The 6590-nt window shown below is 54.1% G+C and carries 7 protein-coding genes and 1 tRNA gene; 6 read left to right on the top strand and 2 right to left on the bottom strand.

Features of this window, described 5'->3' with window-relative positions; genetic code table 11:
• Nucleotides 1-84: 84 nt before the first annotated feature.
• A tRNA-Trp gene (locus FS690_RS16385) sits at nucleotides 85-160 on the top strand.
• A gap of 126 nt (nucleotides 161-286) precedes the next feature.
• Here FS690_RS16385 and hdfR read toward each other — a convergent pair.
• Nucleotides 287-1108, bottom strand: coding sequence for an HTH-type transcriptional regulator HdfR (hdfR, locus tag FS690_RS16380; protein ID WP_039381140.1), 822 nt, complete (start codon nucleotides 1106-1108; stop codon nucleotides 287-289).
• Between the two features lie 121 nt (nucleotides 1109-1229).
• Here hdfR and FS690_RS16375 point away from each other — a divergent pair, with 121 nt between their 5' ends.
• Entirely contained in the window at nucleotides 1230-1568 is a 339-nt protein-coding gene (locus tag FS690_RS16375; protein WP_039381138.1) for a DUF413 domain-containing protein, read from the top strand.
• A 28-nt stretch (nucleotides 1569-1596) separates the two neighbouring features.
• On the opposite strand, the gene FS690_RS16370 is transcribed toward FS690_RS16375, so the two are convergent.
• Nucleotides 1597-3117, bottom strand: a complete 1521-nt coding sequence (locus tag FS690_RS16370; protein WP_071669253.1) for a YifB family Mg chelatase-like AAA ATPase — start codon at nucleotides 3115-3117, stop codon at nucleotides 1597-1599.
• A 327-nt stretch (nucleotides 3118-3444) separates the two neighbouring features.
• On the opposite strand from FS690_RS16370, the gene ilvL reads away from it, so the two are divergent.
• From ilvL to FS690_RS16350, 4 genes are all read left to right on the top strand, one after another.
• Entirely contained in the window at nucleotides 3445-3543 is a 99-nt protein-coding gene (gene ilvL, locus FS690_RS16365; RefSeq protein WP_071669254.1) for an ilv operon leader peptide, read from the top strand.
• A 149-nt stretch (nucleotides 3544-3692) separates the two neighbouring features.
• Nucleotides 3693-5339, top strand: coding sequence for an acetolactate synthase 2 catalytic subunit (gene ilvG / locus FS690_RS16360; protein WP_039381132.1), 1647 nt, complete (start codon nucleotides 3693-3695; stop codon nucleotides 5337-5339).
• On the top strand, nucleotides 5336-5593 hold the full coding sequence (ilvM, locus tag FS690_RS16355; protein WP_039381130.1) for an acetolactate synthase 2 small subunit: 258 nt from the start codon (nucleotides 5336-5338) through the stop codon (nucleotides 5591-5593). Before ilvG ends, ilvM begins: the two co-directional genes overlap by 4 nt.
• An 18-nt stretch (nucleotides 5594-5611) precedes the next feature.
• A complete protein-coding gene (locus FS690_RS16350; RefSeq protein ID WP_039381127.1) occupies nucleotides 5612-6541 on the top strand; it encodes a branched-chain amino acid transaminase in 930 nt (309 codons plus the stop codon).
• Nucleotides 6542-6590 lie beyond the last annotated feature (49 nt).

Raw genomic sequence — 6590 nt, 5'->3', positions numbered from 1 at the left:
GAGCGGTAGTTCAGTTGGTTAGAATACCTGCCTGTCACGCAGGGGGTCGCGGGTTCGAGCCCCGTCCGTTCCGCCACCCTATTTAGGGGCGTAGTTCAATTGGTAGAGCACCGGTCTCCAAAACCGGGTGTTGGGGGTTCGAGTCCCTCCGCCCCTGCCAGAAAACAATCCTTTGCTTCGGCAAAGGATTTTTTTTGCCTGAAATTCAGGATCTTTTTGTATCCTTTCAAAAAATAAAGAGTCTGCGCCCGCTTTCACAGCTTCAGACCCTTCTCAATCTGCTATCTCAATGCGTCAGAACCGGAAATTTAAGCAGCTGACGAATATGCGTTTGCTGATCGCTATTCTGCAGCCAGACGGCATATAGCGGGCGCACCGCTACCGGTGTATCGGGGATCGGCACAATATCGTTATATATCCCCTGCCAGGAATCGGGTAAGAAAGCACAGGCCCCGGTAGTGTGTAACAGTTCCCGCGTTACATGTGCCGATGTCGTGGTTAACACCGGAACATCATCACTCGACAAATAGCTCTCATGCTGATGAAAATCTGCGCCCCATTCCAGTTTGATATAATCATACTTCTCGCGTTTTTCCGTTTTACGCGCCCGGAACAGAGCAAGTGAAATATGACCAATCTGCTGGCTGGTCAGCTCATCCATTTTTGGCGCTTCCGTGGTGATTAGCAGATCAAGCTGCCGCTCATGCAGCTGTTTAACCAGCAGATGACGCTGGGCAATACGGGCTTCCATATGCAGGCTCTCACGGTTCTCATAGAGCGTCTGAAGCCAGGGCGTGAGATAAGCCTCCCACAGGGAAGCGCTGGCACCGATTGAGAGCTCATGATGCTGCTGCGTATGCGAAACCTCTTTCTTTGCCATCAGCCAGGTACTCATCAGGCTTTCCGCATAAGGTAATAACCGCTCACCTGCTGAAGTCAGGCGGATGTTATTACGATGGCGGGTAAAGAGATTTACGCCCAGCTGGTTTTCCAATTGACGGATGCGAAAACTGACAGCAGATTGCGTAAGGTACAGCGCCTCCGCAGCACGTCCAAAATGACGCGTTCTGCTCACCTCCAGAAAAGTTTTCAGTAATTCCGTATCCACACTATTCTCCCAAAATTTGTTTGTCGTACTGATTTAAATGTTTTGTTTTACACTCTGTCAAGCCTATCTAATACTCCGCGCCATAAATAGCACGGCCATATGAGAATCAGGAGCGTGTAAAATGGCGGAAAGCTTCGCAACAACAAATCGTTTCTTCGATAACAAACATTATCCACGTGGATTTTCACGTCACGGTGATTTCACCATTAAAGAAGCCCAGCTTCTGGAGCGTCACGGATACGCTTTTAATGAGCTTGATCTGGCAAAACGCGAACCGGTAACAGAAGAAGAGCGGTCGTTTCTTGAAGTGTGCCGCGGACAACGTGAGCCGCTGACCGAAGCAGAGCGCGTCTGGTCTAAGTATATCGCCCGCATCAAGCGTCCTAAGCGCTTTCACACCCTCTCGGGTGGCAAGCCGCAGATGGATACGGTTGAAGATTTCAGCGACAGTGATGACTGATAAAACGGGGCTATGAACGGCCCCGTTTTTATTCCAGCGTCTTATGCAGATAAATCATTAAACGATCGATACTGCGGTAGCTCACCGCTTCCTGCAGATGTGGCCGTACTATCTGTGTTTCCCCGGCAAGATCGGTGATGGTTCTGGCCACTTTCAGGATGCGCTGCCATGCACGCACCGACAAACCCAGCGTATTAAGTATTCCTTCCAGCCACTCTGCATCAGCCTGTAACAACGCACAGTCGCGTGCGATCTCCGCATTAGTAAGATGGGCATTAATTTTGCCGGCGCGCGCCTGCTGTCGTGCTCTGGCTGCCAGCACCCGTTCCCTGACCTGTGCAGTGCTCTCGCCGGTGACAGCCTGCTGACTCAGGGTTCCGCCTGGCAGCAGCGGGATCTCAAGCGATAAATCAAAGCGGTCCAGAAAGGGCCCTGACAACCGGCTGAGATAACGCAGTACCTGCTGTGGTGAACAGCGGTTGTGATTGCCCTGGTAATGCCCGGTGGGGCTGGGGTTCATTGCGCCTATCAGCTGAAAGCGCGCAGGATAAGTCACTTTAGCCCGCGTACGGGAGAGCGCAATTTCGCCTGATTCAATAGGTTCACGCAGCGCATCAAGGACGCGGCGATCAAATTCCGGTAACTCATCCAGAAACAGTACGCCATTGTGTGCCAGTGATATTTCACCCGGGCGGGGTATAGAGCCTCCGCCAACCAGCGCATAGAGTGAGGCGCTGTGATGAGGCGCCCTGAAAGGGCGCTTACGCCACTGAGCGCGCTGTTCACCATTGCTGACCAGGCTGGCAATTGCCGCACACTCCAGCGCTTCACCGTCGTCCAGCGGTGGCATAATGCCCGGCAGACGCGTCGCCAGCATCGTTTTGCCTGTACCGGGTGGTCCGAGCAGCAGCAGATTATGTCCGCCTGCTGCTGCAATCTCCAGCGCGCGTCGTCCCTGCTGCTGACCAATAACGTCACGCAGATCCTGCGGTGAGTCCGTGGCCTCTTCGGCAACGGTCTGCGCCACTCTGAGCGTGGTCTGATTGTGCAGAAAAGCGCATATTTCACTAAGATGCACGCCGGTCAGCGTTTCGCCCTGCTGGATTAATCCCACATCCTGCTGATTCTGTTCAGCAACAATCATCTGGCGGCCGGCTCTGAGCGCTGCCATAGCGGCCGGAATTGCGGCCTGCACGCCACAGAGCGCGCCGTTAAGCGCCAGCTCACCCAGGAACTCATAGCGCGTAAGTTTATCCCCTGGCAGCTGTTCTGAGGCTGCGAGAAGCGCGATAGCAATCGGCAGATCGTAGCGACCACCCTCCTTAGGCAGGTCAGCAGGCGCCAGATTGATGGTGATACGTTTGGCCGGAAAGCTGAATCCGCTATTAATAATAGCGCTGCGTACCCGTTCGCGAGCCTCCTTAACCGTGGTTTCAGGCAGGCCGACCAGCGTCAGCGCAGGCAATCCATTACTGATATGAACCTCGACGGTTACCAGCGGCGCTTCGATTCCCAGTGCCGCACGGGTCAGAACTTTAGATAAAGACATCACCCCTCCTTGTTGCCTCTATCCTTGCTCCTCAGCGCGCTATCTGCGATCCCGGTTGTGCCATTTTGCCCGCCTTATTCCATATTTTTCTCTATTGTTTCACTGTTTTCGCCAAAAATGAGCGATCTCTTCCGCTAAGCATTATGCAATTACGCGCCGGGCGTGATGAATATTTATCACAAATCTGAATAACCTAGTTTTTACAAGGTGATAACGATGATTGCATCAGAACCGCGAAAAATTGGCTGATGAAAATTATTGTAAATGACCCGGTAACTATGATAACTCTGTAGGCATTACTTCGAACAAGTGAAAAAAAGACAACGTATGAAAGCCCTTCTATCCGTGATTAGCCTAGTCGTGATTAGCGTGGTGGTGATTATTAACCCACCGTGCGGGGCTGCGTCTGGAGAAAGAAAGGCTTAAAAATCAAGTCTGAAATCCCAAAAACCCCCGCACCGAAAGGTCCGGGGGTTTTTTTTTGACCAGACAAACTATCAGCTGATTAACGAGGAGCAGATTATGAGCAGTAGCATAAAATTCTGTTGTTCTCACAGGATTGCAGGAGAATAACCATGACAGGTGCACAATGGGTAGTTCAGGCATTACGCGCGCAGGGCGTTGATACCGTGTTCGGTTATCCTGGCGGCGCTATCATGCCCGTGTACGATGCGCTATATGATGGCGGCGTAGAACATCTGTTGTGCCGTCATGAGCAGGGCGCGGTGATAGCGGCTATCGGCTATGCCCGTGCTACGGGTAAAACCGGCGTCTGCATCGCAACCTCTGGTCCGGGAGCCACTAACCTGATCACTGGCCTGGCGGATGCGATGATGGATTCTGTTCCCGTAGTAGCCATCACCGGACAGGTTTCATCCGCTGTGATGGGAACCGACGCTTTTCAGGAGATTGACGTCCTTGGGCTGTCGCTGGCCTGCACCAAACACAGTTTTCTGGTTGAATCGCTTGACGATCTGCCTTCAGTGATGGCCGAAGCCTTTGCTATCGCGCAGTCGGGACGCCCGGGGCCGGTACTGGTTGATATCCCAAAAGATATCCAGATTGCCAGCGCGGAACTGACGCCCCATCTGCTGCCGGTTGAGGAGACCCTTTCCCATTCGCCGCAGCACATTGATGACGCGCGCGCCTTAATGGCACGTGCGGCAAAACCCATCCTCTATGTAGGGGGTGGCGTGGGTATGGCGCAGGCGGTACCGGCACTGCGTGCGCTGGCAAAAGAAAGCGGCATCCCGGTCGTCTCAACCCTGAAAGGCCTTGGCTGTGCAGAGAGCAGCAGCGAGCTTTATCTCGGGATGCTGGGCATGCACGGCACTAAAGCGGCAAACCTTGCCGTACAGTCGTGCGATTTGCTGATTGCAGTAGGCGCCCGCTTTGATGACCGCGTGACCGGCAAGCTGGATACCTTCGCCCCGCATGCCAGCGTTATTCATATCGATATCGATCCGGCGGAGCTGAACAAACTGCGCCGTGCTCATGTTTCGCTGCCAGGCGACCTCCGGCAGATACTGCCCGCGCTGAGTATGCCTCTGCAGATCGATGCATGGCGTCAGGAAGTCCGCGCGATGAAAGCGGAGTTTAGCTGGCGCTACGATCATCCCGGTGACGCTATTTACGCACCGCTGCTGCTGAAGCAGGTTTCCGATCGCAAACCGGACAGTACGGTTGTGACCACCGATGTGGGTCAGCATCAGATGTGGACCGCGCAGCATATGCAGTTCAGCGCGCCGGAAAATTTCATCACCTCCAGCGGTCTCGGCACCATGGGATTTGGTCTGCCGGCAGCCGTGGGGGCGCAGATTGCCCGCCCTGATGATACGGTAATCTGCGTCTCCGGTGATGGTTCCATCATGATGAACATTCAGGAGCTGGGCACGATTAAACGCAAACAGCTGCCGGTAAAAATTCTGCTGCTGGATAACCAGCGGCTGGGCATGGTGCGCCAGTGGCAGCAGCTGTTTTTCGATGGCCGCTATAGCGAGACCATCCTGACCGATAACCCCGATTTTCTGATGCTGGCCCGCGCGTTTGATATTCCAGGCCAGCGTATCAGCCGTAAAGATGAAGTTGACGCCGCGATTGATGCTCTGCTGAACAGCGAAGGACCTTATTTCCTGCATGTTTCGATTGATGAGCATGAAAACGTCTGGCCACTGGTCCCGCCGGGTGCAAGCAACGCAAACATGATGGAGAAGAGCATATGAATCAGCATCAGTTATCAATTGAAGCCCGTTTTCGCCCGGAAGTGCTGGAGCGCATTTTACGCGTTGTTCGCCACCGCGGCTTTCAGGTCTGCGCGATGAATATGGGCTCCGCCAGCAACGCAGACAATATTAATATCGAAATGACCGTTGCCAGCCAGCGCTCAGTCGATTTACTGTCTTCTCAGTTACGCAAACTTTTGGATGTCGCCTGTGTCGAGATCCAGCAGCAGACAACACAACAAATCCGCGCTTAGTCGCCAAAGGACATAACGATGAGTACGAAGAAAGCAGACTTTATTTGGTTCAACGGAGAGATGGTTAAGTGGGAAGACGCCAAGGTCAGCGTTATGTCTCACGCACTGCATTACGGCACTTCCGTGTTTGAAGGCGTACGCTGCTACGACTCGCACAAAGGCCCGGTAGTGTTCCGTCACCGTGAACATATGCAGCGTCTGCACGACTCCGCAAAAATCTATCGTTTTCCCATCAAAGCCAGCGTCGATGAGCTGATGGAAGCCTGCCGCGAAGTGATCCGCGTTAACAATCTGAAGAGTGCCTATATCCGCCCGCTGGCGTTTGTCGGCGATGTAGGCCTGGGCGTTAACCCGCCGGACGGTTTTACCACTGACGTGATTATTGCGGCTTTCCCGTGGGGAGCCTACCTCGGTCCGGAAGCGCTGGAGCAGGGTATCAACGCCATGGTCTCTTCGTGGAATCGCGTGGCGCCTAACACACTGCCTACCGCAGCCAAAGCGGGCGGTAACTATCTCTCCTCCCTGCTGGTGGGCAGCGAAGCACGCCGCCACGGCTATCAGGAAGGGATCGCGCTGGATACGCAGGGCTACATCTCTGAAGGCGCAGGCGAAAACCTGTTTGAAGTCAAAGATGGCATCCTGTTTACGCCGCCGTTTACCTCTTCCGCTCTGCCAGGCATCACCCGTGATGCAATTATCAAGCTGGCGCACGATCTCGGTATTGAAGTGCGCGAGCAGGTGCTGTCACGCGAGTCGCTCTATCTGGCCGATGAGATCTTCATGTCAGGCACCGCTGCTGAAATCACCCCGGTGCGCAGCGTTGACGGCATTCAGGTCGGCGAAGGCAAGCGTGGTCCGGTGACCACCCGAATTCAGAAAGCGTTCTTTGGCCTGTTTACCGGCGAAACCGAAGATAAATATGGCTGGCTGGATCAGGTTAATCCGTAACAAGAGATCAGCGCGGGGGCAGCAGCGCCCGCGTCATTTTTCAGACTGG

This window comes from Pantoea sp. PSNIH1 (assembly GCF_007680655.1).
Taxonomy (GTDB): Bacteria; Pseudomonadota; Gammaproteobacteria; order Enterobacterales; family Enterobacteriaceae; genus Pantoea; species Pantoea eucrina.
This window is presented reverse-complemented; position numbering and strand designations above follow the sequence as displayed.